Below are 26,166 nucleotides of genomic sequence, written 5' to 3' on the forward strand. Positions count from 1 at the left end.
CGCGGTCGCTCTGCGGTGTGATCGACGATCGGTGTGATCGACCGCCGTGTGCTGTTCAGCAGCGTGGAGCGGGCCGGCCGTCGCCGAGCGCGTCGAGCGCGTCGACGGCCCCGTCCAGGTCGCCCACCTTCACCAGGGTCAGCCCCTCGGGGGCATCGGAAACCGCTTCGACGCAATTGCGTTCGGGCACCAGGAACACTGTGGCGCCGGCATCGCGCGCCGCCCGGGTCTTGTGGGTGATACCCCCGATCGGCCCCACCACCCCGTCCTCGGTGATGGTGCCGGTACCCGCGATGAAGTCGCCGTGGGTCAGCTCCCCCGGGCTGAGCCGGTCGATCACGGCCAGGGTCAGCATCATTCCGGCCGACGGACCGCCGATGTCCCCGACGTTGTAGGAGATCTTCAGTGCGGGATCGGCGTTGACCACCTCCGGCGTGACACCGAGGTAGCCGACCTCCGGGTCGTCGGGCCGGGCCGCCAGGGTTATCGTCACCGATCGCCGCTGTCCGCCGCGCTCGATCTCGATCGGCACCGACTCGCCGGGCGCATGCGCCATGACCGCATCCTGCATCTCGGCGGTTGTCGACACCGCACGACCGTCGACACTGAGGACCTGATCGTCCACCTCGAGTTCCGGGGCGGCCGGTCCGTCGTCGGCGACCGAGGTGAGCACCAGCTTGGTGGGGCGGTCGAGATAGCGCAACGCGGCCGCGGTGGCGCTGTCCTCCGAACCCGTCATCTCCTGCTGGTTCTGCTCGCGGACCTGGTCGGGGGTCTGATCGGGGGGGAACAGTCGGTCGCGCGGTTCGAGACTGTACGTCCCTGACATCCACATCCCGAGCGCCTGGAACAGCGACATCCCGTCGGTGACCGAGACGGTGGTGAGATTGAGATTTCCGGTGGTGGGATCGGTGGGGACGCCGGTGATGTCGACCACCGGTTTGTCGTCGAGCTCACCGAGCGTGTTGACGGTGGGACCCGGCCCCAGAGCGACGAACGGCACCTGCACGGACGTACCGATGAACAGCAGGGCCACGAACACCATCGCCGTCACGGCGACAGTCGCAATGCGACGATGGCCGGGCTTCAGACTCATTCCGCTCACAGTAGTTGACCTGCCCGACGGCGATCCGTGCCGCTCACCGCCGTTGCCAGGCGACGACCGCCACCGCACCGACTGGGCGGTGAGCGGCCTACGCTCAAGGCGAACGCCACATCGATGCCCGGGCGGTACCGTGGAGGGCATGAATGATCTGCCCTTCGGGTTCTCCCCGTCCGGTGACGGAGACGACGAGCGCCGCGCAGAGAACGAGCGCCGCAAGAATGAGCGCAAGGATCAGTCCGGGTCCGGCGGGTCGGCCGGCGGCGCCCAGAATCCCTTCGGATTCGCCCCCGGTGGTGAGGGATTCGATCCCGGCTCGTTCGACCCGTCGCAGTTGGGCCAGATGTTCTCTCAACTGGGCAGCATGTTCAGCGGCATGGGCGCCGGCATGACTCCCGGATCCGGCGGTGGTGGCGGCCCAGTGAATTACCAGGTCGCGACCAATCTGGCGCGCCAACAGATCGGCAATTTCACGCCGGTCCTGGACAAGGAGACCAGCGCCGTCACCGACGCGGTCCGACTGGCCGAGGTCTGGCTCGACGACGTCACCACCTTTCCCAGCGGGGTGCGCCAATCGGTGGCCTGGACCCCGGTGACGTGGCTCGAGGAGTCGATGCCCACCTGGAAACGGCTGTGCGATCCGGTCGCCGAGCAACTGTCGCGCACCTGGGAACAGAACCTTCCGCCCGAGGCCGCCCAGTTCGCCGGACCGATGATGGGCATGCTCACCCAGATGAGCGGCATGGCGTTCGGCACTCAACTCGGCCAGGGCCTGGGCCAACTCGCCAAAGAGGTGCTGACCTCCACCGACGTCGGGTTGCCGTTGGCGCCCGAAGGAGAGGCGGTCCTGCTTCCCGAGGCGATCGCGAAGTTCGCCGAGGGGCTCGAGCAACCGGCGCAGGAAATCGTCGTCTTCCTCGCGGCACGTGAGGCGGCGCACGTACGGCTGTTCACCCACGTCCCGTGGTTGCGCCAACGATTGCTGTCAACGGTCGAGGAGTACGCCCGCGGTATCAGCATCGATTTCAGCGGCATCGCCGGCATGACCGAGGGAGTCGACCCACAGGAACTGCTGTCGAACCCGGCCAAACTCGAGGAGCTCATCGGATCGTCGGCGTCCTTCGAACCGACCACCACACCGGAGCAGCAAGCCGCACTCGCGCGACTCGAGACATTGCTCGCCCTCATCGAGGGGTGGGTGGAGCAGGTGGTGTCGACGGCCCTGGCCGACCGCATCCCCAGCGTCGGCGCGCTGACGGAGACCATGCGCCGCCGACGGGCGTCCGGGGGTCCCGCCGAGCAGACCTTCGCCACGCTCGTCGGGATGGAGTTGCGGCCGCGCAAGGTCCGGGAGGCATCGGCCCTGTGGCGCCAGCTCGTCGAGGCCGGTGACATCGCGACCCGCGACGGGGTGTGGGCGCACCCCGACCTGATCCCCGACGCCGAGGACCTCGACAACCCCGCGGCATTCATCGACGGTGTGATCGGCGGCGGTGTGAGCTCGTTCGATGATCCGATCGCCCAGCTGGAGGCCACGCTGGCGCAGGAACGCGCCGAGAAGTCGGCCGAGGATGCCGGCAGCGACGATTCGGACACCGACGGCCCGGACGGCCGCGAGGCGGACCCGCGCGACCGGTGACCGGCGCGACCAGATCTCTGGACAACTGATCACCCACGTCTCACCTGTGGACAACTCCCCGGAACCCGCACGCGGAGGTGGCACAGTGACGCCATGGCCAATCGAGTTGTCCGACGTGTCGTTCCGGCCGGCGACGGCCCGGATGCGCCGGCCCCGGCCGCGCCACCGCTGACCCTGCCGTTGTTGCGGCCGGGCACACCGGTGTTGGTACGGCCGGGTAACCGCGTCCATGTCGGCAGTGACCCGCACGCCAGCATCGTCATCGAACTGCCCACGCAGACGCGGGCCGCCGACGTCGCGGCGTTGCTGCGTGGACTCGGTGTGGTCCGGCCGGCCGTCGAGACTCAGCGCAAGGCGCGGGCGATCGGGTTGACCGTCGCCGATCTCGCCGACATCGTCGCGCACCTGACCGCGGCGGGTCTCGCGGTGTCGGCGGCCCCCGGATCGACTGCGACGAGCCTACGGATCGCTCTGCACGGCCACGGCCCGCTGGCCGATCTGCTCATCACCTCGCTCACCGAATCGGGTCTGGCTCCGCGGCGATCGGCCCGGCCGCCGACGACGATCGCCGACGATGGGTGGACCGCGAACCTGGTGGTGCTCACCGACTACCTCGTGCACGATCCGGCGGTGGTCAGCGCGATGCTCGCCGCCCGCGTCGCACATCTGCCGGTACGTGTACGCGACGGGGTGGGAGTGGTGGGACCGCTGGTGTTGCCGGGTTTGTCGAGCTGTCTGCGCTGCGCCGATCACCATCGCGCCGACCTCGAACCGGACTGGCCGATGCTGGCGGCGCAGATGGTGGCGCAGACCGGGTTCGGCACCGCCGGCGTCATCCGCGGCACGGCGGCACTCGCCCAGTCGCAGATCGAGCAGCTCGCCGGGGCGTTGTGGTCGGAGCGCACCGACACCACGCCCGAGTTGCTCGACCGGGCATTGGAGTTCCATCCGACACCGGCTCGACTGGAAGCGACCAATTGGCCGCCACATCCCCTGTGCACATGCCGACCGATGGTGGCGCGGGCGGGCTGAACGCCAGGTGTGGCGGCGGCCGGGTGTCGCACCCTGTCCTCTATCCTGTGGTGGGGAAAGGACGCTATGAGTGACATCGCTCGGGGGCAAGGACGACGCAACGCCAGACTGGCGTCATTGCCCATCGGAATGGCCGGTCGCGCTGCGGCCGGACTCGGCAAGCGCATGGCCGGCCGGGACAAGGATGAGGTCCAGCAGGAGATGCTGGAGCGCGCCGCCGAACAGCTCTTCTCCGTTCTCGGAGAACTGAAGGGTGGCGCGATGAAGGTCGGTCAGGCCATGTCCATCATGGAGGCCGCGATCCCCGACGAATTCGGGGAACCGTTCCGCGAGGCGCTGACCAAACTGCAGGCCGAGGCGCCGCCTCTGCCCGCACCGAAGGTGCACAAGGTGCTCGATCAGCAGCTCGGCACCAAGTGGCGGGAACGTTTCCGCGAATTCTCCGACGAACCTGCCGCATCGGCGAGCATCGGGCAGGTCCACAAGGGCGTCTGGTCGGATGGTCGCGAGGTGGCGGTCAAGGTCCAGTACCCCGGCGCCGACCACGCCCTGAAAGCCGACCTCAAGACCTTGTCGCGCATGTCCGGGGTGATCCAGAAGATGTCGCCGGGCACCGATGTCAAGGCGATGATGGACGAACTCATCGACCGCACCGAGGCCGAACTCGACTATCTCGGTGAAGCCGACAACCAGCGTGCGTTCGCCAAGGCGTTCGATGGTGACCCGGATTTCGTCATCCCGAAGGTGGTTGCCAGCGCACCGAAGGTCATCGTATCGGAATGGCTTGTGGGAACTCCGCTGTCGAAGATCATCGTCTCCGGTGATCAGGAGACCCGCAACGACGCGGCAGCGAAGATGGCCACCTTCGAGGTGAGTTCACCGTTCCGGGTCGGGTTGCTGCACGGTGACCCGCATCCGGGCAACTTCTTCATCACCGCCGACGGTCGTTTCGGCGCACTGGATTTCGGTGCCGTCGGGCACTACCCCAACGGACTGCCCGCCGAGACCGGGCCGATCCTGCGGCTGGCCCGCGACAAGCAGTACGAAGAACTCAAAGAGTTGATGGTGCGGACCGATTTCATCCGCGAGTCCCGCGCCGATCGGGTGACCGCCGCCGACATCGAGGCCTATCTGAAGCCGTATGTCGATCCGCTCTACACCGAGTCCTTCCACTTTACCCGCAAGTGGATGCAGCGTGCGGCCGGCAAGGCCACCGACGTTCGCGGTGACGTGTACAAGACGTCGCGAAATCTCAACGTGCCCAAGAACTATGTGATGGTGTTCCGCGTGCTCGCCGGATGCGTCGGGATCGCGTCACAGCTGGAGGCGGACGCGCCGTACCGGGCGATCATGGAGGAGTGGGTGCCCGGCCTCGCGGACTGAGTCCGGACACCCACTCCTCACGCGGCGTTCTTGCGTGGGCGGCCACGCGGCCGCTTGCGTGCGACCACCGCGCCACGTTCGAAGATCTCGCCGCCCCAGACCCCCCAGGGCTCGGCGCGGTCGAGGGCGGCCTGCAGGCAGGCTCGCTGCAATGGGCACTCGGCACACATGGCCTTGGCCCGCTCGAGATCCCGGGGGTCCTCGGCGAACCACAGATCGGCGTCGGTCACCTGGCAGGGCAGGTCCAGGCCGCCGACCGACCCGCGGTCCGCCGTGGGACAGGATTCGAGAACGCAATCGACAGTCATTCTGCTCTCCACATCTGCTCGTGTTTGGGGTGTTGCACCCGCGTCCCGATGTGGATGTCGACGATGGAACTACAACTCCGACGCTCGTCCGGTTCGGACGGCTGTCGCCAGAGGCGGTTCACGGTCGTTCACAAGGGGCCACGGGTTCGCCTCTGCGATTCGCCCGTGGCCCGAAAGTCCGGAGTCAGTGACTCCGATGATTTCGAATCTGCACGGGGAACCGCTGCGGCGCTCGGGCTGCGGCGGTTGCGGCGCCTGCGGGTGCCTTCGCTACCCGATCGGCAACCGGATGGATGGCCACCGGCACGCGGGGCTCGTCGACCCAGAAGCGGGCGTGACGGGATGCATCGAGGGCAGGGGCCATACCCGGCTGCGCCGCAGGCACGCTGACGATTGCCGCGATGTTGATTCCGTTCACTGATCCGCTCCTTTCTGTGCTCGAAGACTTCCACCTGTGAGGGAACCCGATACGGACATACGGATCTCTCCCCGTGCTGACGAATCAAGGGTAAGTGTCGCGACACACATCGCACAACCAATTTTTGACCTGCGGTTTCACGTTCCGTCGGACGTGTTCACCCGCCGCCGGCGGACCCGCGAACCCGGACGACCTCCAGAACCTCGCCACCGAACTGATCGAGTTTGACCGGTCCGATGCCGGGAATGGCCGCCAACGACTCGGTGTCGGCGGGACGACGATCGGCGATCGCCTCCAACATCGCGTCGGTGAGCACGGCCAACTCGCCCACTCCGCGCTCCTGGGCGTGGTCTCGACGCCAGGTGCGCAACGCCGCCAGCAGTTCGTCGCCGTGTTCTTCGATCCGGCAGCTGCCACAGCGACCCCGTACCCGTGACTCGGGGCTCACCAGGTCCGCACCGCATGCGCTGCACCGTCCACTGCGGCGGGGATCGAGATCGATCCCGTCCAGGAACCGGGTCCGGCGTCGTGTGACACGGCCGGTGCCGGTACGCGACAGACTCCACGACAGATAGAGATGTTCGCGGGCGCGGGTGATACCCACGTAGAACAGTCGACGTTCTTCCTCGATGGCCTGGGGGCCGTGCCCGATGGCCTGCGCGATCGGCACCGACCCCTCGGTGAGGCCGACGAGGAAGACCGCATCCCATTCCAGCCCCTTGGCGGCGTGCAGCGACGCCAACGTCACCCCGGTGCGTTCGGGGGTGTGGCGGTCCTCGGCACGGATCGTCAGCTCGCTCACCAGCCGCCGCAGCGACATGCCCGGCTCGTCGGCGAGCAGTTCATCCACCACGGACATCAACGCACGCAGGGACTCCCATCGAGCCTTGGCATGCGGTCCGACCGGCTCGTCGGTGCTGAGCCCGAGCGGCGCGAGGACCGCACGCACCACCCGGGCGGCATCGGAGTCTGCCGGCAGATCGTCGCGTCCGGCGGCGTCGGTGAGCTTGTGCATGGCCTGCACGATCTCGGTCCGGGTGAAGAACGCCTCCGCGCCCCGGACCTGATACGGGATGCCGGCCTCGCCGAGCACCTCTTCGAAACGTTCGGATTGCGCGTTCACCCGGTACAGGACCGCGATCTCGGCAGGCGGAGTGCCGGCATTGACGAGGTGTTTGATCTGCGCGACGACACCACGCGCCTCACGCATGTCGTCGGCGAACTCGGCCGGACGTGGCGCCGGTCCCCGGTCGCGCTGACCGATCAGTTCGAGGCGGGTGCCGGGGATGCGTTCGGTGGCCGCGCCGATGACCTGATTGGCGACGGCCACGACCTCCGGTGTGGACCGATAGTCCCGTTGGAGGCGGACGAGGGTGGCATCGGGGAAGCGCCGGGTGAAGCCCAACAGGTACTCGGCGGTGGCGCCGGCGAAGGAGTAGATGGTCTGGTTCGCGTCGCCGACGACCGTCAGGTTGTCGCGTTCGCCGAGCCAGGAATCGAGCAGCCGCTGCTGCACAGGGGTGATGTCCTGGTACTCGTCGACGACGAAACAGCGGTAGCGGGCCCGGAAATTGCTCGCGGCGTCCGGTTCGCGCAGGATCTCACCCGCGTAGATGATCAGATCGTCGAAGTCGAGCAGCAGGTGCGAGCCATCGCGTTTGGCCGCCTCGTAACCGTCGAACACCGCGGCGACCACATCGTGGCCGAACGGCACATCCCGGGCGGCCTCGGCGGCCCGGGCCGGATAGTCGGCCGGGGCGATCAGCGAACCCTTCGCCCACTCGATCTCCGACGCCAGGTCGCGCAGCGTCTCACTGGTGGTCGTCACCCCGACGCGGCGCGCGGCGTGCGCTACCACCGGGAGCTTGTGGTCGAGCAGTTCCCAGGTCAGTCCACGGGGCCAGAAGTAGCGCAGCTGACGCAGCGCGGCGGCATGGAAGGTTTGGGCCTGCACGGAGGCGCCCGGACCGCTGATGTCCAGCGCACGCAGCCGCGCCCGCAGTTCGCCGGCCGCCCGGGTGGTGAAGGTGACCGCCAGGACATGTCCCGGACTCACCTGACCGCTGTCGATCAGGTGGGCGATCCGGCGGGTGATGGTGCGGGTCTTGCCGGTGCCGGCACCGGCCAGCACGCACACCGGTCCGCGGGATGCCAGGACCGCCCGCTGCTGCTCGGGATCGAGACCGTCGAGGATGCGGTGAGGATCGGGCACCGGTTCACTATGCCATCGGGCGCCGACACCTCGATCGGGCCGGCGGCTGGTGGTTCAGACCCCGAGCTTCGCCTTGACCTCGGCCACCGAGGGGTTGGTCGCCGTGGTGCCGTCGGCGTAGAGCACGGTCGGAACCACGTGGTTTCCGCCGTTGACGCTGCCGACGAACTCCGCGGCGTCAGGATTCAGCTCGATGTCGACTTCCTGCCAGGTCAGGCCCAGCCCCTTGAGGCCCGTCTTGAGGCGGGCGCAGAAGCCGCACCAACTGGTGGTGTACATGGTCAGCTCTCCGGTGTCGGAGACCCGGGCCGAGGCGTCGTCGTCGATCACGTTGCTCATGTCCCCCATAACAGCACGGAACTCCGTGCTGTTCCCACTCCGACCGTGTCACCGCGCGCCGACGAGACGGATCACGCCGCGGCGTACGCCCAGGCGGTGATGAGGGACCGGGCGATGGAGATCGAGCCGGGTAGACGCAGTCGGCGTCCGTCCGCACTGGTGCCCACCGCGCCGTCGCCACGGACCCACTCGCTGCCGTTCTCCAGGGCCTCGATGACCTCGGCACGCTCGAACCAGGCCGCGTCGCCGATCTCACCGTCCAGGAACCGCAGCGGTGTGGCCGGGTCGCCGAGCGCGGAGAAACCAAGCATCAACGACCTGGGAAACGGCCACGGCTGGCTGCCGAGATACCGCGGCTCGCGGACGGTGATACCGACCTCTTCGTACACCTCACGCAACACGCACTGCTCCAGCGATTCGCCGGGTTCGACGAATCCGGCGAGGGTGGAGTACCAACCGTCGGGCCACACCGACTGCCGCCCCAGCAGGACCCGGTCGGCACCGTCGTGGACGACGGTGATGATCGCGGGATCGGTGCGTGGGAATTCATCGACGCCGGTATCCGGATGCCGGCGCACCCACCCACCTCGCGCGGGCCGGGTGGGTGTGCCGTCCACCGGCGAGAAGGCTGCGGTGGCATGCCAATTGAGGATGCCCAGGGCGGTCACCAGCAGGCCCGCCTCATCGGCGGTCAGCCCGTGGGCCCCGCGCCGCGGATCGTCGGCCCGGCCGTCGAGTTCGTCGACGCGCAGTGTCCACAGATCGGCGCCGGCGACCCCGAGGAAGACGGCGTCCTCCGGTGGTCGGTCACCGAGTCCGGCGGCCGGCACCCACCGCAGGCCGCCGTCGTCGGTCACCGGATAGCGTCCCGCCCGGTCGATCTGCAGCACCCGCGCCGTGGGCCAACCCGAGCGCATCCGGTCCGGGTCGTCGCGGATCTCGTCGGCACGGTCGAACATCGCCTGCGCCAGCAGCGGCGGGCGGGCGAGCGTGAAGTGCGTCATCAGTCCTGGCCACCCTTGCGCACGTAGAGCAGCCGGTCGCCGACCTCGATCTGTTCCACCTCGCTGTCGTCCACGCGGTGCAACATCCCGTTGCGCACCACCCCGAGCACGATGTCTCGGGTGTGCGCCGGTGACCCGCCGGTCTCCGTGGGATCGACTTCGCGTTCGGCGATGGCGTAGCCGGCGTCGGGGGTGAGTAGATCCTCGATCACCTCGACCACCGACGGGGTCAACGTGGCGATCCCCAGCAGCCGGCCCGCGGTCTCCGACGACACCACCACCGAGTTCGCACCGGACTGACGCATCAGGTGGGTGTTCTCCGACTCGCGAATCGACGCGACAATCTTGGCGCGCGGGTTGATCTCGCGGGCGGTGAGCGTCGCCAGCACCGCGGTGTCGTCGCGGTTGGCGGCAACGACGATGCTCGCTGCGTGGGCCACACCGGCCAGTCGCAACACATCGGACTTCGTCGCGTCGCCGCGCACGGTGACGAGTCCGTCGGCGGCGGCCGCATCGAGCACGTTGGGGTCGGCGTCGACCACCACGATCTCCGACGGCTTGGTGCCGTCGCCGATCATCGCGTCCACGGCAGTCCGGCCCTTGGTGCCGTACCCGATGACGACGGTGTGGTTGCGCACGGCGTTCCTCCAACGTTGGATCTTGAGTGCCTGCCGCGACTCTTTGGTCAACACCTCCAGTGTCGTGCCGATCAACACGATCAGGAACAGCACGCGAAGCGGGGTGATGATCAACAGGTTGGTCAGGCGAGCGAACGGGGTGATCGGGGCGATGTCGCCGTACCCGGTGGTCGACAGACTCACGGCCGAGTAGTACATCGCATCCAGGAAGCTGAGCCCATCGCCCTGGGTGTCGCTGTAGCCGTCACGATCGAGGTAGACCAACACGGCGGTGGAGAACAGTGCGATGAAGGCGTACACGACACGCTTGCCGATGGCCTGCGCCGGACTCTGCCGCAACTCGGGGATACGGACGACGTCGACCAGCGCGTAGTCGGGACCCTCGGACAGGTGCTCGGAGCGCAGACGTCTCCGGAAACCGGACGGTCGCCTCACGCGTACTGCCGTTCACTCACGAGGCGAATCTAGCTCATTTCGCCAGCAATGCAGCGAGTGCAGGTCGATCGGGCAGGTCGTCGGGCTCCAGGGTGTAGCCGGAACGGACGTAGTGGAAAGCCGCGCGCACCTTCGCCAGCGGCACGCCGGCCAACTGCGCCCAGGCGATCCGGTAGGCGGCGAGTTGCACGAACAACGACTCGCGGCGGGCCGGCTCGGGTACCGCTCCGGTCTTCCAGTCCACCACCAGCCAGCCGTCGTCCGGCTCGGCGAACACCGCATCGATCCGGCCGCGGATCACCGTGGGACCGATCACCGTCTCGAACGGCACCTCCACCTCGGTGGGGCTGCGCTGAGCCCAGCGCGAGGCGAGGAATGACGCGCGCAACTCCTCGAGGTCGGTGTCGGGGGCCGCGGTGGCGTCGGCCGCACCGGGCAGTTCGTCGATGTCGAGGAGCCGGGTGGCGCCGAACCAACCCTCCACCCAGGCGTGGAAGGCCGTGCCGCGGCGTGCGGTCGGGTTGGGTGCGAATGGCGTGGGTCGACGCAGCCGCCGCGCGAAGGCCGCCTCGTCGGCGTCGAGTTCGACGAGCTGGCTGACCGACAGATGCGTCGGCAACGCCACGTCGACCTCCGCGGTGTTGATGCGATGGTTCTCGGCCAACAAGGCGTCCACCTCGGCGCGCCACGCGGCGATCTCCCGAGCCGACGCGGTCAGGTCCGCCTCCGAGGCCACCGCCGCTCCGGAACCAAGTGTGGTGTCGGTGGCCGACGCCTCGAAGAGCGTCGGTGTGCCGCGCGCGGCGATCGCGTCCTCCACCAGTCGGGCCGCCGCGTCGACCGCGTCTCGCCGCTCCCCCAGGACATCCCGGGGCCACGGTGCGCTCACGATCTCGTCGGCCAACGGATTGGTCGCGTCCTGCGCCGGCTCGTCGGCGTCGACATCGATCGCCATGCCGATCGAGTCGACGGTCGGATCGTCGATCGCCGCGGTCACGATCGAGCGGATCTCCGCGAAGAACTCCGACCCGCCGCGCGGTCGGTCGCCGCTCTCCGACCAGTGATGGGCGGAGATCAGCAACGTCTCCTTGGCTCGGGTGAGCGCGACATAGAGCAGCCGGCGATCCTCTTCGAGACGACGCTGCGCAACGGCCTCCTTGTGCTCGGTCAGTGCGAGTTCGAGTTCCTTGCGATCGCCCACCGCGTGCAGATCGAGCGGCGGGAATCCCTCCGCATTCGCTCCATCGGCCAGGTCACCGCGCAACTGCGCAGGCAACTCCTTCGCACTGCCCAACCAGGTGGTGTCGGCCCGCCCGCCCGGAAAGATGTTGTGGCACAGATGGGGCAACACCACGACATCCCACTCCAGGCCTTTTGCGGCATGCACGGTGAGGATCTGCACCCGCTGTTCGGCGACCTCGATCCGCCCCGGCTCCAGGCCCTTCTCGATGGTCTCCGCGGTATCGAGGAATGCGAGCAGGCCGGGCAGGTTCGCGCCCGGCCGTTCGGCATAGGTGGTCACGTATTCGGCGAACGCATCGAGGTGTTCACGGCCCGTGATGGCACCGCGCATCCGGCGCGCGCGGATCTGCGCCTCCACGGCGACACCGATGGTGTTCTCCACGTCGGCGACGAGTTCGGGCAGCGGTTGGCCGATCCGGCGCCGCAGCGACTCCAGCTGCGCCCCGAACGCACGGACGCGCCGAAATCCCTCCTCGCTGTATCGGTGTGGCTCACCCGGGTCGACCAGGGCGTCGGCGATGCCGGCCCGGTCGACGATCTCGGTGGGCAGCACCGCGTCCAACGCCTCGTCGAGGGCCTCACGGGAGGCAACGATCCCCTTCGCAGCGTTGAACTCGACCGCGGCGAGTTCGGTGGCGCGCTTCCACAGGGCCGCGAGATCGCCCGCACCGAGTTGCCAGCGTGCCCCGGTGAGCAGGCGCATCGCCGCGGTACCGGCCATCGGGTCGGCGATCAGTCGCAGCATCGCCACGACGTCCTCGATCTCCGGTACGTGCAGCAGCCCGCCGATGCCGACGACCTCGGCGGGGATGCCGCGGCTTTCCAGTTCGGCCGCCAGCGGTGCGGAATCGTCGTTGCGGCGCACCAGGATGGCAGTAGTGGGTGGCGGCTCGCCGGCCGCCTCGGCGCCCCGGTAGAGCCGTTCGACGTGTTCGCCGACCCAGCGCCGCTCGTCGACGACGGTCTCGGTGAGGGCCAGGGAGACGTTTCCGGTCGGCGCGTCGGGGCGAGGACGCAACACACTGACCGGGATGCCGCGGCGCCGCAACTCCTCGGAGGTCTCGTTGGCCAGTCGCAGAGCGTGCGCCGAATTGCGCCAGCTCGTCAACAATTCCAGGCGCACCGCGGGCGAACCGTCGGATTGACGGAAGTCGTCGGTGAACCTCGGGAGGTTGGCCGCCGACGCGCCGCGCCATCCGTAGATCGACTGGATGGGATCGCCGACCGCGGTCACCGCGACCGATCCGCGCGCCGACCGTTTCGGCGCTCCCGGCGCCACCCCGAAGAGTGTGGCGAGCAGTATTCGCTGCGAGTGGCCAGTGTCCTGGTATTCGTCGAGTAACACCGCCTTGAACGAGCTGCGCTCGGCGGCAACCACTTCCGGATTGCGCATGACCAACCTCGCGGCCAGGGACATCTGACTGCCGAAATCGAGTGCGGTCGCCGCGCGCATCGTCTCCCCCAGCGCGATGACCATCGGGATGAGTTCGCGCCGTTCGTCGATGACGTCCTTGACCTTGAGCAGTGCCTGGGTCGGGGTGTCCCGCTGACGCGGTCCCTTCGGCAGTGTGTCGATCAGCTGATACAGGTCGTCGCCGGCCCGACGCAGGTCGTCCATGTCGACCAGGTGCTCGGACATGTCGCCGTAGAGTTTCAGGACCGCTTCGGTGACGCTGGCCGGCACCTTGGTGGTGTGCAGTTCGCCGGTCCAGTTGGACACCACCGAGAACGCCATCTGCCACAACTCCGTCTCCGACAGCAGCGTGGAGTTGGGTTCCACCGGCAGCAGCAACCCGTAGTCGGCGATGAGCCGCCCGGCGTAGGCGTGGTAGGTACTGACCTCGGGATCGCCGCCGCTCAGCCGGGCTGCGATGGCACCGTCGACATCCCAGCCACGCAACGCCGGTGACCCGGCCAGCATCGACAGTCTCCGCCGGATGCGCGCGCCGAGCTCACTGGCCGCCTTCCGGGTGAACGTCAGGCCGAGCACCTCGTCGGGAGCGACGAGCCCGTTGGCGACCAGCCACACCACCCGGGCGGCCATGGTCTCGGTCTTGCCCGCACCGGCGCCCGCCACCACCAGCACCGGCTCCATCGGCGCCTCGATCACCGCGACCTGTTCGGGCGTCGGGGTCGGTAAACCCAGGGCGGCGGCGATCGCGACGGCCGAGATCGTGGGCCGCTCAGTCATCGGTCACCGTCTTTCCGCGCAACTGGGCCGGGCAGCTCGTGGCGAGCGCACAGTGGGCACACCCAGGATTGCGGGTGGCGGCGAACATCGGCCCGACACTGGCACGGGCGGCGTTGCGCACCACCGAGATCCACTCGTCGACCTGGTCGGTGGTCAATGGCCCCTGGACCCGTTCGGCGGCGCCGGTGTTCTTGTTCGCCGAGGAGACGTACACCAGCCGGCCGCCGCCGGGCTCGGCTGGTGCGGTCGCGGTGCTGCCACCGAGGGCCAGCGCCAGCTGGTAGGTGGCCAGCTGCGCATGCTCCTGTGCATCCGCCTTCGAGATCGCCGTCTTGGCCGTCTTCACGTCGACCACCACCGGCCGACCGTCGCGGTCGTACTCCAACCGGTCGATGCGGCCCCGCAGCCGCACCGCCATGTCGGCGTCACCGTCGTCCCCGGCCGGCACGGTGGCGTCGATGTCGGCCTCGACGCCCGCCTCGGAGAGTTCGTCGCGCGACATTCGCAACCAGTCCCGGAAGTTGGTGAGCATCGCCTCGGCGCGTTCGAGTTCGCGCACCGAGTACCACGCCGCCCCGGTGTCCACCCGATCCCAGATGCCACGCAACGCCGCGGTCACCTCGGCCGGGTCGATCTGTCCGGCGACCGCCTGCACGAGCGTGTGCACGAGGCTGCCGGTGAGCGCCGGCGTCCCGTCCCCGTCGCGGCCACCGTGCCGTTCCAGGACCCACCGCAACGAACAGCGGGTCAGCGCCTCGACGTTCGACGGCGACAGCGTCACCGGACCCCGGTCGGGCGCCCATAGCGCGATGTCGGTGCTCGGGCCACCCAGCCCGTACCAGTCACGGGGAGCAGCACCCGGGATGTCGGAATCTGCCAGCTGCGCAAGCAGTTCGGCCGCAGCGCGAGCCTTCTCCCCCGGCCCGTCCGGTCCGGCACCGAGGACCACCTCGGACCGCAGGCTCGCCACCAGCGACGGCAGCGACAGCACGCGGCCGACGCCGGGATCGAGTGGGAACTCCGCGAGTGCGATGTCGGCGGTGCCGTCGGCGCCGAGGTCGTCGGCATCCGGGAGGGTGATCCCCCGGAACCGCCGGATCGCGTCCGCGATCTCGGCGACGAACCGCGACGGCGAGGCATCGCCGCCGCCGTCTTCCACGGCGGTGACGAGCAGTCGGCGGCGAGCGCGGGTGCACGCCACCAGTAGTAGGCGGCGTTCGTCGGCGAGCGCCGTGGTCGAGCGCGCGACGGTGTCCAGCGCATCGGGGTCGAGCCCGTCGAGCAGGTCGACGAGTTGTCCGGTCGCCAGCACGCTGCCCCGACTGCGCAGCGACGGCCACAATCCGTCGAGAACGCCCGCGACCGCCACCACATCCCATTCGCGGCCCGCGGCGGCATGCGCCGACAGCACGGTGACCGCATCGGAACCCGAGCCGGCCAGCCGGCTGTCGCGCGGGATCTGCAGCGCGCCAAGGTAACGCACGAACCCGGCCGGACCCGCCGCCGGCAGCGTGTCGGTGAAGTTCGCCGCGGCCTCGAACATCGCCATCACCGCGTCGAGATCGCGATCGGCCTGCTCGCCGGCCGGTCCGCCGCGGATCGCGCTCGCCGCCCAGCGCCGCTCCAGGCCGGTCGCCTGCCAGGCCGCCCAGAGCGTCTCCTCGACACCGCGGCGCGCGCGATGGGTGCGATCCGCGGCGTTGACGACATCGAGGGTCCGCACCAGCGGCCGAGCCTCGGCGTCGGTCAGTGCGGCGATGTAGCGGGCGGCGACCTCCCGGTCGAGCAGCGCACGCCGGATCGCGATCAGCGAATCGGTGGCCGCACCTCCCCCGCTGCGCTCATCGAGACGGCGGACACCGCGACGTAGACGGCGCATCGCTCCGGGATCGGCGCCACCGACCGGACCACCCAGCAGGGCAACCGCATCGTCGATCGTGAACTCTTGGACCGCAAGCGATTCCCCGTCATCTGGCTCCGGTCCTGGTGATTCTCGTTCGGCGATCTCCCGGGCGGCGACCACCCGCAGTACCCCCATCAGCGCGCCGACGGCCCGCTGCCGATGCAGCGGCAGGTCACTGGTGGGGGTCGTCACCGGCACCCCGGCCGAGCGGAACGCGCGGCGCAGTGCGGGCAACGCCAGCGACACCGACCGCACGACCACGGCCATTCGCGACCACGGCACCCCGCCGAACAGGTGCGCACGCCGCAACAGGTCGGCCACGGCGGTTGCCTCTTTGGCCGCCGAGCTGAACACCTTCACCTCCGCACCCCCGGGCAGAGGGTTCGGGTCGTCGCCGTCGGCCTCGTCGGTCGGCGTCGGATACGGATGCGGCCGGGCACCGGGCAGCCGCGCGGTGAGCGCGGCACCGACGGCGGCGATCTCGGGATGATTGCGGAACGTACTCTCCAGCACGACATCTCGCGACGAGCCGATATCAGCGAGTTCGTCGGCAAACCGCGGGCTGGCGCCCCGAAAGCCGAACACCGACTGGTCGGCGTCGGCCGCGATGATCGTCGAATCGGCTCCCGTCCCGATCAGGGTGACCAGCGCCGCCGCCTGCGGATCGAGGTGCTGGGCGTCGTCGACCAGCAGATGCCGGATCCGGCGGCGCTGCGCGGCGAGCAGATCGGGATCGGTCGCGAACGCCGACAGGGCCGAACCGATCAGTTCAGCGGCGTCCACGGCGGGCGCGGACGCTCCCGGGGCGTCGGCACCGACCGAGCCGCGCAGCAGCATGTTCTGTTCGTACTGCGCATACGCCCGCCCGGCGGCCACCCATTCCGGGCGGCGGTGTTCGCGGCCGAGCGCGGTCAGTTCCTCGGGTCCCACCCCGCGTTCGGCCGCCCGCATCATCAGGTCGCGCAGCGCCTGGGCGAATCCGTCGGTACCCAAGGCCGGCCGCAACCGTTCCGGCCAGTACCGGGCGCCGTCCTCGATGTCGCCGGCGAGGAGTTCACGCAACACCATGTCCTGCTCGGAACCGGTGATCAGGCGGGGCGGCGGATTGCCGTGCGCCGATGCCTGCAGCCGCAGCACCGCGAAGGCATACGAGTGCACGGTCCGCACCAACGGTTCACGCAGCGCGCGGTTCTCGACGCCGCCGTCACCGCCATCAGACGTCGCCGACAACACCCGTCGAGTGATCTCCTCCCGCAACGAGGCCGCGGCCCGCCGGGACGCCGCGAGCACCAGAACGGACTCGGCGTCGACATCGTCACGTAGCAACCGCGCGACCGCGGCATCGACGATGACCGACGTCTTTCCGGTACCCGGGCCACCGTGTACCCGGATGGGCGACCACGACCGGGACGACTCACGCGTCACCGCCGACTCGATCACCGCGGTGACGTCGGGCGGCCACTGCCGCGCACGGTCGTCGGCGCCGGGGGCGGCCGTCAACCGGGTGCGCAGCGCTGTACCTCCGGTGCCGTGGGAATCGCTGCGTCGGGCCATGTCCCCATGGAAGCACGCGCCGCCGACAGCGCTGCTGACCAGCCACCGGGGATGGCGTGGCCACCCGGGGTAACCGCGACTACGGCAGGATGGCCTCATGTCGTTGACCACACACGTGTTCGGACCCGATGCCGACGACACCGCACACATCCTGGCGCTGCACGGGTTGACCGGCCATGGACGCCGCTGGGCCGCGCTGGCGCGCGAGCACCTGGCCGATCTGCGCATCGTCGCTCCCGACCTGCTCGGCCACGGGCGCTCACCGTGGACGCCGCCGTGGTCGTTCGACGACCATCTCGACGCGCTGGCCGCGGTGGTCGACATGTATATCCCGCCCACCCGGCGTCCGTTCGTCATCGTCGGACACTCCTTCGGTGGCGCACTGGCCGTCCGGCTCGCCCATCGTCTCGGCGACGCGGTCGGTGGGTTGGTGCTCCTGGACCCGGCGCAGGGGCTGGACCCGCCCTGGGCGTTGGAGGTCGCCACCGACAGCCTCGCGAACTGGGACTACGCCGACGCCGACCATGCCCGGTCGACCAAACGCGACGAGGGCTGGGCAGACATCCCGGAGGCGCTGTTGGACAAGGAGATCGATGAGCACCTGATTCCCCTGGCCAATGGCCGGATGGGCTGGCGGGTGAGTGCGCCCGCCGCCGCCACCGCGTGGAGCGAGATGGCCCGCGACGCCGTGCTGCCGCCGGCCGGGCTGCCGACGGCCGTGGTGGTGGCCGACCGCGTTCGGCCGCCGTTCGTGGGTGCCGACTTCCTCGCGTCCTGCGTGGGCGTCGAGTCGACCCGCGTCGTACACGCCGATTGCGGGCACATGGTGCCGTATCTGGCGCCCGAGCTGACGGCGGCACTCATCCGCGAGATGGTCGGCGGCGGCTGAGATGGGCGCCGTCAGCGACGCCGACGTGGAGCGGGTGCGAGGGCTGGTCACCGCGATCCCGGAAGGTCTGGTGACCACCTACGGTGACCTTGCCCATGCGGCCGGACTGTCCAGCCCGCGGATCGTCGGCTGGATCATGCGAACCGACTCCGGCGACCTGCCGTGGCACCGCGTGGTGCCCGCATCGGGCCGCCCGACCCCGCACCTATCCGCGCGACAATTGGCGAGGCTGGCTGCCGAGGGCGTGCCCGTCCGAGACGGGCGGGTCGTCCTCCGCGAGTGCCGCTGGGCGCCGAGCTGAGCATCCTCGGCATTCACATGGGGAACTGACAAATACACGGGATATCACCCACGTGAATGTCAGATCCCCATGTATTTGCCCGGGGCGCGCCGGCTCAGCCGCGGATCGGCGCCTGGCGACGGTACGGGCTGATGGCGGCGCGCATGCGCGTGACGATGAGGTCGACGATGCGCCGGTCGGCACCGAGCGGATCGGCAACGAGATCGGCGCCGTAGGTGTGCAGCCGCTGGTGGAACAGCCCCGGCGCCAGCAGATAACTCGCGATGACCACCCGTCGTCCGTGCCGCGATGCGCGTGCGACCGCCTCCGGCGCCGACGGCGTCGCGGTGGTGATGAAGCCCACCTCGACGCGGCCGCCGATGATCGACTCGAGCTGTCGCGCAGCGAGGTGCACTTGCCCGCAGGCGCTTTCATCAGACGACCCGGCCGCTGCCAGGACCACCGCATCGCCCGGCTCCCAACCGGCCTCGACGAGCCGCAGGCGGGCCACATCGGCGATGGACGGGTCGGGCCCGAGCGCTCGGGTGACGATCGTGTCGGAACGTCCCGCGGCCTCGACGTGCTCCGGCAGATCCTTGCGGACGTGGTAGCCCGAGGCCAGGAAGGCCGGCACCAGCACCGCCGGGCGGTCGACGTCGGCGATGACCTCGCTCGGTGTGGGACCGAGCACATCGACGAAAGCGGTGCGGGTGGCACCCACCTGCTCCCCGACGGCCTCGGCGATCTTCGCGATCACGTTGACGCCGTGCGGGTTACGGGTGCCGTGGGCCACCAGTACCGGACTGATGTCGCGCAGCCGGTCACCGAACGGCAGGTATTGCCGAGTGTGTCGATGCCTCATTCCGCGTCCTCTTCCCCCTCGTATTCCAGGTCGACGGCGAGTCGGTACCCCCGCTTGACCACTGTCTGGATCATCTTGGGATCGCCCAGCGCATTGCGCAGGCGGGCCACCGCCACCTCCACCGCGTGGGTGTCGGAGCTGTCGCCGGGCAGACCGGCGAGCAACTCGTGACGTGACACCACCCGCCCGGGCGAGGCGGCCAGTGCCTTGAGCATGATCAGGCTGGTCGCCGACATCTCCCGCACCTGACCGTCGACGATCACCGCCTGACCCCGGATCGCGGTGTCGTGACCGTGAACTCGCAAGTTGTGGCTTCTCCGGGGTAACTCGTCGGTGATCAGCCGCGCCAGTGCGCCGAGCCGATAGCGTTTGGGATAGCTGGTCGGGATCTGCAGCGCCTCGAGCGGTCCGGCGGTGACCGAACCCACGCACATCACCGGCACGGCGGTGCGCATGGCGTGCAGGAACTGCGGCAACTTGCCCAGTTCCTTGGCACGCGTGAGGATCGAGGCCGCCGCCGGCGCGCTGGTGAAGGTGATCGCGTCGAGGTCACCGCGAACCACCGCACCGATCATGCGGTCGATCCGGTCGACGTCGGGATGCATGTTCCAGCGGTACACCGGAATCGGCAGCACGTGGGCCCCCGCGGCACGCAGCACCGCACAGAAATCCGGCAACGGCTCCCACTCGGTGGTGGCGCCGTGCAACTGCACCGCGATCCGCACACCATCGACCCCCTCGTCGAGCAGGCGGTCGAGCACCTCCGACGACGATTCGCTCTCCGGGGACCATTCCTCACGTAGCCCGGCTGCCCGGATCGCGCCCTTGGCCTTCGGCCCGCGGGCGATGAGCCGGCTCTTGCCGAGCGCGGTGATCAACGGCTCGGCGCTGCCCCAGCCGTCCGCGGCCTCGACCCAGCCACGAAAGCCGATCCCCGTGGTGGCGACCATCAGTTCCGGCGGCTCGGCGATGATCGCCTCGGTCACCTGCTCGAGTTCGGTGTCGTCGACGAGCGGCAGGATCCGGATCGTCGGCGCAGCCATCACGTCGGCACCACGACGCTCCAGCAGCGCAGCGAATTCCTCTGCGCGTCGGGCCGCGGTGATCCCGATGGTGAATCCGGCCAGGGGTAGCGCCTCGGCGTCATCGGCGAGGGACTTGTCTGTGCTGTTGCTCATCGGCGCTGGAAGTACACCTCGACGATGTCGTCGACGACCCGTACCGCGTAGCTGGGCACCGACATCGACTCGTCGTCGAGGCAGATGCCGGACCGCAGCGAGAACACCTGCTTGCCCAGCGGGCTGGCAACCGTCGGTTCACCGGCCCGGTCGCCGGTGACACCGCGCGACAACACCGCAGCACGGGCGAACGGATCGATGTTGCCGATGGCATAGATCCGGGTTCGGCCCACCACCGCCTCCCGATCGGTTTCCACCGCCGGGATGCGGAACAGCGCCGCCTGTTCGAAGTCCGGCCCCAATACCCCGGCACCGCGTCCGACGGCGAGATCGGCCAGGGCGCAGGCACGGACCCACTGCCCGGGTACGGCCTCGGGATGCGTGGTCGCGTCGGCGGGTTCGTTCGCCGTCGATCGCGCAGCGACTGTCATGTCGGCACTCCTTCACGTTCTGTTGCCTCGTTGGTGGCTGACTCGGTATCGACGCGACCGGGCATCACCGGCATGTCGAGCAGGACCGGGACCTTGCGTTCGGTGTCTGCGTCGGTGAACTGGATCGTCGGGTCGACCACCTCCGGTGCGTTGACGAAGGACACGAAGCGCTTGAGCTTCTCCTCATCCTCCAATACGGCCGCCCATTCGTCCCGATAGCCGGCGACGTGACGAGCCATGGCCTCTTCGAGATCGCCGGCGAGACCCAGGCTGTCGTCGCAGACCACCGCTTTCAGATGATCGAGACCGCCCTCCATCGCCTCCAGCCACGGCGCAGTGCGCTGCAGGCGATCGGCGGTGCGGATGTAGAACATCAGGTACCGATCAATGTAGGCGACCAGCGTCTGGTCATCCACTCCGCTGGCCAGCAGCTGGGCATGCTTCGGGCTCTGCCCGCCGTTGCCGGCGACGTAGAGATTCCAGCCGTTCTCGGTGGCGATCACGCCGACGTCCTTGCCGCGCGCCTCGGCGCATTCACGCGCACATCCCGAGACGCCGAACTTCAGTTTGTGCGGCGACCGCAGGCCGCGGTAGCGCTTCTCCAACAGCACGGCCATGCCGACGGAGTCCTGCACACCGTAGCGGCACCAAGTGGAGCCCACACAGCTCTTCACCGTGCGCAGGCTCTTGCCATAGGCATGCCCGGACTCCATCCCTGCGTCCACCAGCCGGCGCCAGATCTCCGGCAGCTGGTCGACGCGGGCACCGAACAGATCGATGCGCTGGCCGCCGGTGACCTTGGTGTACAGCCCGAAGTCACGCGCGATCTCGCCGATCACGATGAGTTGCTCGGGGGTCACCTCACCACCCGGCATCCGCGGCACCACCGAATACGAACCGTTCTTCTGCATGTTCGCCAGGAAATGATCATTGGTGTCCTGCAGCGATGCCTGCTCGCCGTCGAGGATGTGGTCGCTGGAGGTGGACGCCAGGATCGAGGCCACCGTCGGCTTACAGATATCGCAGCCCTGGCCGGTGCCGTGGCGTTCGATGATCTCGGAGAAGGTGCGGACGCCGGTGACCGAGATGATCTCGAACAGTTCGGCACGCGACTGCTCGAAATGCTCACACAGCGCCTTGGACAATTCCACGCCCGAGGCCGCCAGCAGCGACTTGATGCTGGGCAGACAGCCACCACAGGTGGTGCCGGCGCAGGTGGTCTTCTTGATGTCGGCGATCTCACACGCGCCGTCGGCGATCGCCGAACAGATGGTTCCCTTGGAAACCCCGTTACACGAGCAGATCTCGGCTTCGTCGGGCAACGCGTCCACGCCGACGGCGGGGCCGGCGGCCGGCGCGATCAGCGCAGCCGGGTCGCCCGGGATCTCGCTGCCCACCATCGGTTTGAGCAGCGCATACGCCGACGCATCGCCGACCAGGATGCCGCCGAGCAAGGTCTTGGCGTCGTCGGACACGACGACCTTCGCGTACCGGCCGGCGACCGGATCGTGGTACACGATCTCGAGCGCATTCTCGGTCGTCGCCATCGCATCACCGAAACTGGCCACGTCCACCCCGAGCAGCTTCAGTTTGGTCGACATGTCCGCACCGGGGAACGTGGACTGCTGCCCCAGGAGTTGATCGGCGACGACCTCGGCGGTGCTGTACCCGGGCGCGACGAGGCCGTAGCACCGACCCTCGACCGCAGCCACCTCGCCGATCGCGAACACATCGGGATCGTCGGTCCGACACGAGGTGTCGACGAGCACGCCGCCGCGTTCCCCCACGGGCAACCCCGCGTCGCGGGCCACCTGATCACGCGGCCGCACACCAGCCGAGAAGACGACCAGCGCGGCGTCGATCTCGCTGTCATCGCTGAGGGTGACGGTCAGCCCACCCGAGGCGGAATCGGCGATATTCGCCGTTCCCACGCCGGTGTGCACGGTCAACCCCAGGTCGGTGACCAGTTTCTCCAGCACCGACCCGCCCCCGTCATCGACCTGCATCGGCATGAGCCGGGGCGCGAATTCCACCACATGGGGCGTCATTCCCATCAACTTCAGCGCGTTGGCGGCCTCGAGTCCGAGCAGGCCACCACCCACGACGATGCCGGGCGCACCCGGTCCGGCGGCGTCGGCGGCCGCGCGGATGGCGTCCAGGTCGTCGAGTGTGCGGTAGACGAAACACTTCTCGTTGTCGTGGCCGGGTACCGGCGGCACAAACGCATACGACCCGGTCGCGAGGACGAGCGCGTCGTAGTCGATCTCGCGGCCGGCCGAAGTCACCACCCGACGACCCGCACGGTCGACATCGGTCACCGTCTCCCCGAGGTGGGTGACGACGCGATTGTCCCCGGCATATGTGTTGCCGTCCAACGCCAGCGAATCCCGCTGCCAGGCGCCGACATACGAGGACAAGCCGACTCGGTCGTAGGCGGGGTCGGCTTCTTCGGAGACGACTTCTATCCGCCAGGTGTTGTCGATGTCGCGGGTACGGAGGGTCTGCACGAAGCGGTGACCCACCATGCCGTGGCCGACCACGACTACGGTCTTGGATTCGCTGGTCACTGAGATACTCCTTGGTGGTTTCCGGTCTGTTTTCGGATCAGGCCATGGCCTTGTCGACGGTCCCGGCCCCATCTGCCGGGTCCCCCGCTGCGACGGTGTCGGCGGCGACCTGCAGGTCGGTGGTCTCGGTGATCACCATCGGACGACGCACGTAGAACACATAGGTGATGACGCCGGCGAGGACATAGAAGCCCATGAAGATCCAGAAGGCCACGGTGGCCGATTGATTGCTCTGATAGCTCGCCCGCAGCACCAGGTTGATGCCGACCCCGCCGAGACCGCCCGCCGCACCGGCGATACCGATCAGCGCACCGGACATGCTGCGCGACCACTTGGTCTTGCCCAGGGCGTTGAGGCCGGTCAGTTCCCTGGACTTGTTCTCCCAGATGGTCGGGATGATCTTGTAGACCGAGCCGTTGGAGATCCCGGAGAGCAGGAACAGCAGGATGAAGCCGACGACGAACGCGGTGAGCACGCCGCCGCTGATCTGACCGCTGCTGTCGGCGACGGTGCCGGCGACCACGAGGATCGCGGCGGACAGCGTCATCGCGGCGAAGCAGTACAACGTCACCTTGCCGCCACCGACGCGGTCGGCGAGCTTGCCACCATAGGGCCGCGACAGCGAACCGAGCAGGGGCCCGATCCAGGCGATCGTGGCCGCGGCCAGGGCCGGCTTGGCGGCGCCGGCCTCCGTGAAGCTGATGTTGAGAACCTGGGCGAATGCGAAACCGAAGCCGATGAACGAGCCGAAGGTGCCGATGTAGAGCAGGCAGATCAGCCAGGTGTCGCGGTGCTTGAGGCAGTCGATCATCGCGCGGCCACTCGAGGTCTGGTGATCGAGGTTGTCCATGTAGATCGCCGCGCCGACTCCGGCCACGGCCAACGCGACCAGGTAGATGGCGCAGACGATCTCGGGCTGATCGGAGGCCAGCCAGATCACCGCGAGACCGATGAGCTGCACCACCGGCACACCGATGTTGCCGCCGCCGGCGTTGAGACCGAGCGCCCAGCCCTTGAGGCGCTGCGGGTAGAAGGCGTTGATGTTGGTCATCGACGAGGCGAAGTTGCCGCCACCGAATCCGGTGAGCGCCGCGACCCCGAGGAACCAGCCGAACCCGAAGTCGCCCGGGTTCAACATCAACATCATGGTCAGCGCGGTCGGGATGAGCAGGACGATGGCGCTGAAGATGGCCCAGTTGCGTCCGCCGAATCGCGCCGTCGCCTGGGTGTAGGGAATTCGCAGACAGGAACCGACAAAGGTGGCGGTCGCCGCGATGATGAACTTCTGATCGAGGCTGATGCCGTACTCCGGCCCCATGAACAGCGCCATCACCGAGAACAGCGACCACACGGAGAATCCGACGTGTTCGCAGATCACCGACCATACGAGGTTCCGCTTGGCGATGGCGGCGTTGCCGTTGTCCCAGGCGGTGCGATCCTCGGGATCCCAGTCGGTGATCCGGTGGTCGCGCGCCAGCGCGGTCCGCACCGAGGCGGGCAGTACGGGCATGAGTCATCCAATCGTGTGGTGGGGCTGATTGACCGACGACTCCGTCGGGCGATTGGACTCAAAGTTAGGCAGCGCGTGTTGCCGGGATTTTCCCCCGCGTGACCGAAGAGTCACGATGTGCTCACATCGCGCGAGCACGCGTGTGAGAAGGAGTCAGGATGCGCTGACCTGCAGCTACAGCATCAAGCGCACGAGGTCGACCACTCGTTGCAGACCCGGCAGTGCGCCGGCGGTGGCACGCGGATGTAACGCATGGACCGCCAGGCGGAACATCGCCGCACGCAGCATCATCTGCGGCCATTCCTGTTGATCTGCCCAGCGTCGCACGAGGTCGTCGTCGGCGCCACCCCAGGCCAACGAATCCACGACGACCACCGCCGCCGCCCACGAGGCGGGTCGCCAGTACGGCACGATGTCGGTGATGCCGGGGGCGGCGGCCCCGGCGAACAACACGGTGCCGAACAGGTCACCGTGCACCACCTGGGACTCCAATGACACGTTCTTGCGAAGGGTGGCAAGGGTTTTCAGCATCTCGACGCTCTGGGCGCCATCCGGCGAGGTCGGCTCCCCCATGCCGGCCGCGCGCGCGGTGCGCAACGGGACATCCTCCCATGCCGCACGATCCGCGGCGGTGAACACGTCGACGTCGGTGTGCGGCGGTGCAGGCGACTGGAGCAGAAACCGCGGCCTTTCCAGCGTCGCGGTGGCCGCATGCAGCCGATCGGCGACCAGGACCACCTCGTCGTGACGTGGCTCGGGTGCGCCCGCGATGTAGGTGTCCGCGCGCCACCCGGACACCACATACCGACCGTCGGTGGCCCGGAACGGCCGCGCGATCCGCAACCCTTCGACGTACAGCGATTCCCGCACCGACGCCGACCACGCGGCGCGCGCATGGTCGGGTACCAGCGACAACACGACCTCACCGACCCGCCAACCGCCGACCCACGAATCACCCATCTGGATCGGTGGATGCGCGGTCAGCCCGAACGTGTTCAGCACGTGGTCGGGCGGCTCGACGGTGTTCACGTCTGCAGAGATTACCGAGC

Annotated in this window: 19 protein-coding genes; 5 read left to right on the forward strand and 14 right to left on the reverse strand. The window is 68.7% G+C overall.

The window, feature by feature from the left end; genetic code table 11:
• Positions 1–55: 55 nt before the first annotated feature.
• Complete coding sequence (locus tag NWF22_RS02275) at positions 56–1,096, reverse strand: YlbL family protein (protein ID WP_160900819.1); 1,041 nt, start codon at positions 1,094–1,096, stop codon at positions 56–58.
• Positions 1,097–1,244: 148 nt separating this feature from the next.
• On the opposite strand from NWF22_RS02275, the gene NWF22_RS02280 reads away from it, so the two are divergent.
• From NWF22_RS02280 to NWF22_RS02290, 3 genes are all read left to right on the forward strand, one after another.
• Positions 1,245–2,741: a zinc-dependent metalloprotease gene (locus NWF22_RS02280; RefSeq protein ID WP_160900818.1), complete on the forward strand. Its 1,497-nt coding sequence runs from the start codon at positions 1,245–1,247 to the stop codon at positions 2,739–2,741.
• A 93-nt stretch (positions 2,742–2,834) separates the two neighbouring features.
• The gene (locus NWF22_RS02285; RefSeq protein ID WP_233750878.1) at positions 2,835–3,773 is read left to right on the forward strand and encodes a hypothetical protein; all 939 of its coding nucleotides are present in this window, start codon (positions 2,835–2,837) and stop codon (positions 3,771–3,773) included.
• A gap of 66 nt (positions 3,774–3,839) precedes the next feature.
• Positions 3,840–5,156: an ABC1 kinase family protein gene (locus NWF22_RS02290; RefSeq protein ID WP_160900817.1), complete on the forward strand. Its 1,317-nt coding sequence runs from the start codon at positions 3,840–3,842 to the stop codon at positions 5,154–5,156.
• 17 nt (positions 5,157–5,173) lie between these two features.
• On the opposite strand, the gene NWF22_RS02295 is transcribed toward NWF22_RS02290, so the two are convergent.
• From NWF22_RS02295 to NWF22_RS02325, 7 genes are all read right to left on the reverse strand, one after another.
• On the reverse strand, positions 5,174–5,464 hold the full coding sequence (locus NWF22_RS02295) for a WhiB family transcriptional regulator (RefSeq protein WP_160900816.1): 291 nt from the start codon (positions 5,462–5,464) through the stop codon (positions 5,174–5,176).
• 575 nt (positions 5,465–6,039) lie between these two features.
• Positions 6,040–8,094, reverse strand: coding sequence for an ATP-dependent DNA helicase UvrD2 (locus tag NWF22_RS02300; RefSeq protein ID WP_160900815.1), 2,055 nt, complete (start codon positions 8,092–8,094; stop codon positions 6,040–6,042).
• Positions 8,095–8,148: 54 nt separating this feature from the next.
• Positions 8,149–8,433: a mycoredoxin gene (locus tag NWF22_RS02305; RefSeq protein ID WP_160900814.1), complete on the reverse strand. Its 285-nt coding sequence runs from the start codon at positions 8,431–8,433 to the stop codon at positions 8,149–8,151.
• Positions 8,434–8,504: 71 nt separating this feature from the next.
• Positions 8,505–9,437 carry an NAD(+) diphosphatase gene (gene nudC / locus NWF22_RS02310; RefSeq protein ID WP_160900813.1) on the reverse strand — a complete coding sequence of 311 codons (933 nt, stop codon included), beginning with the start codon at positions 9,435–9,437 and terminating at the stop codon, positions 8,505–8,507.
• The gene (locus NWF22_RS02315) at positions 9,437–10,510 is read right to left on the reverse strand and encodes a potassium channel family protein (protein WP_160900812.1); all 1,074 of its coding nucleotides are present in this window, start codon (positions 10,508–10,510) and stop codon (positions 9,437–9,439) included. The genes nudC and NWF22_RS02315 overlap by 1 nt, the downstream gene beginning before the upstream one ends.
• A gap of 34 nt (positions 10,511–10,544) precedes the next feature.
• A complete protein-coding gene (locus NWF22_RS02320; RefSeq protein WP_160900811.1) occupies positions 10,545–13,943 on the reverse strand; it encodes an ATP-dependent helicase in 3,399 nt (1,132 codons plus the stop codon).
• Positions 13,936–17,400 carry an ATP-dependent helicase gene (locus tag NWF22_RS02325; protein ID WP_160900810.1) on the reverse strand — a complete coding sequence of 1,155 codons (3,465 nt, stop codon included), beginning with the start codon at positions 17,398–17,400 and terminating at the stop codon, positions 13,936–13,938. Before NWF22_RS02325 ends, NWF22_RS02320 begins: the two co-directional genes overlap by 8 nt.
• A gap of 97 nt (positions 17,401–17,497) precedes the next feature.
• Here NWF22_RS02325 and NWF22_RS02330 point away from each other — a divergent pair, with 97 nt between their 5' ends.
• Both NWF22_RS02330 and NWF22_RS02335 read left to right on the forward strand, forming a co-directional pair.
• On the forward strand, positions 17,498–18,289 hold the full coding sequence (locus NWF22_RS02330) for an alpha/beta hydrolase (RefSeq protein WP_160900809.1): 792 nt from the start codon (positions 17,498–17,500) through the stop codon (positions 18,287–18,289).
• A gap of 1 nt (position 18,290) precedes the next feature.
• Positions 18,291–18,590 carry an MGMT family protein gene (locus tag NWF22_RS02335; RefSeq protein ID WP_160900808.1) on the forward strand — a complete coding sequence of 100 codons (300 nt, stop codon included), beginning with the start codon at positions 18,291–18,293 and terminating at the stop codon, positions 18,588–18,590.
• 94 nt (positions 18,591–18,684) lie between these two features.
• Here the strand turns inward: NWF22_RS02335 and NWF22_RS02340 are convergent, their stop codons facing one another.
• From NWF22_RS02340 to NWF22_RS02365, 6 genes are all read right to left on the reverse strand, one after another.
• The gene (locus tag NWF22_RS02340) at positions 18,685–19,431 is read right to left on the reverse strand and encodes a sirohydrochlorin chelatase (RefSeq protein ID WP_160900807.1); all 747 of its coding nucleotides are present in this window, start codon (positions 19,429–19,431) and stop codon (positions 18,685–18,687) included.
• Entirely contained in the window at positions 19,428–20,609 is a 1,182-nt protein-coding gene (locus NWF22_RS02345) for a uroporphyrinogen-III synthase (protein ID WP_160900806.1), read from the reverse strand. The genes NWF22_RS02340 and NWF22_RS02345 overlap by 4 nt, the downstream gene beginning before the upstream one ends.
• Positions 20,606–21,040, reverse strand: coding sequence for a nitrite reductase small subunit NirD (gene nirD / locus NWF22_RS02350; protein ID WP_160900805.1), 435 nt, complete (start codon positions 21,038–21,040; stop codon positions 20,606–20,608). The genes NWF22_RS02345 and nirD overlap by 4 nt, the downstream gene beginning before the upstream one ends.
• On the reverse strand, positions 21,037–23,565 hold the full coding sequence (gene nirB, locus NWF22_RS02355) for a nitrite reductase large subunit NirB (RefSeq protein WP_233750971.1): 2,529 nt from the start codon (positions 23,563–23,565) through the stop codon (positions 21,037–21,039). Before nirB ends, nirD begins: the two co-directional genes overlap by 4 nt.
• Before the next feature lie 79 nt (positions 23,566–23,644).
• Entirely contained in the window at positions 23,645–25,117 is a 1,473-nt protein-coding gene (locus tag NWF22_RS02360) for an MFS transporter (protein WP_160900803.1), read from the reverse strand.
• Between the two features lie 174 nt (positions 25,118–25,291).
• A complete protein-coding gene (locus NWF22_RS02365; protein ID WP_160900802.1) occupies positions 25,292–26,146 on the reverse strand; it encodes a TIGR02569 family protein in 855 nt (284 codons plus the stop codon).
• Between the last annotated feature and the right edge of the window lie 20 nt (positions 26,147–26,166).

Source organism: Gordonia mangrovi (assembly GCF_024734075.1).
In the GTDB taxonomy this organism is placed as follows: Bacteria; Actinomycetota; Actinomycetes; order Mycobacteriales; family Mycobacteriaceae; genus Gordonia; species Gordonia mangrovi.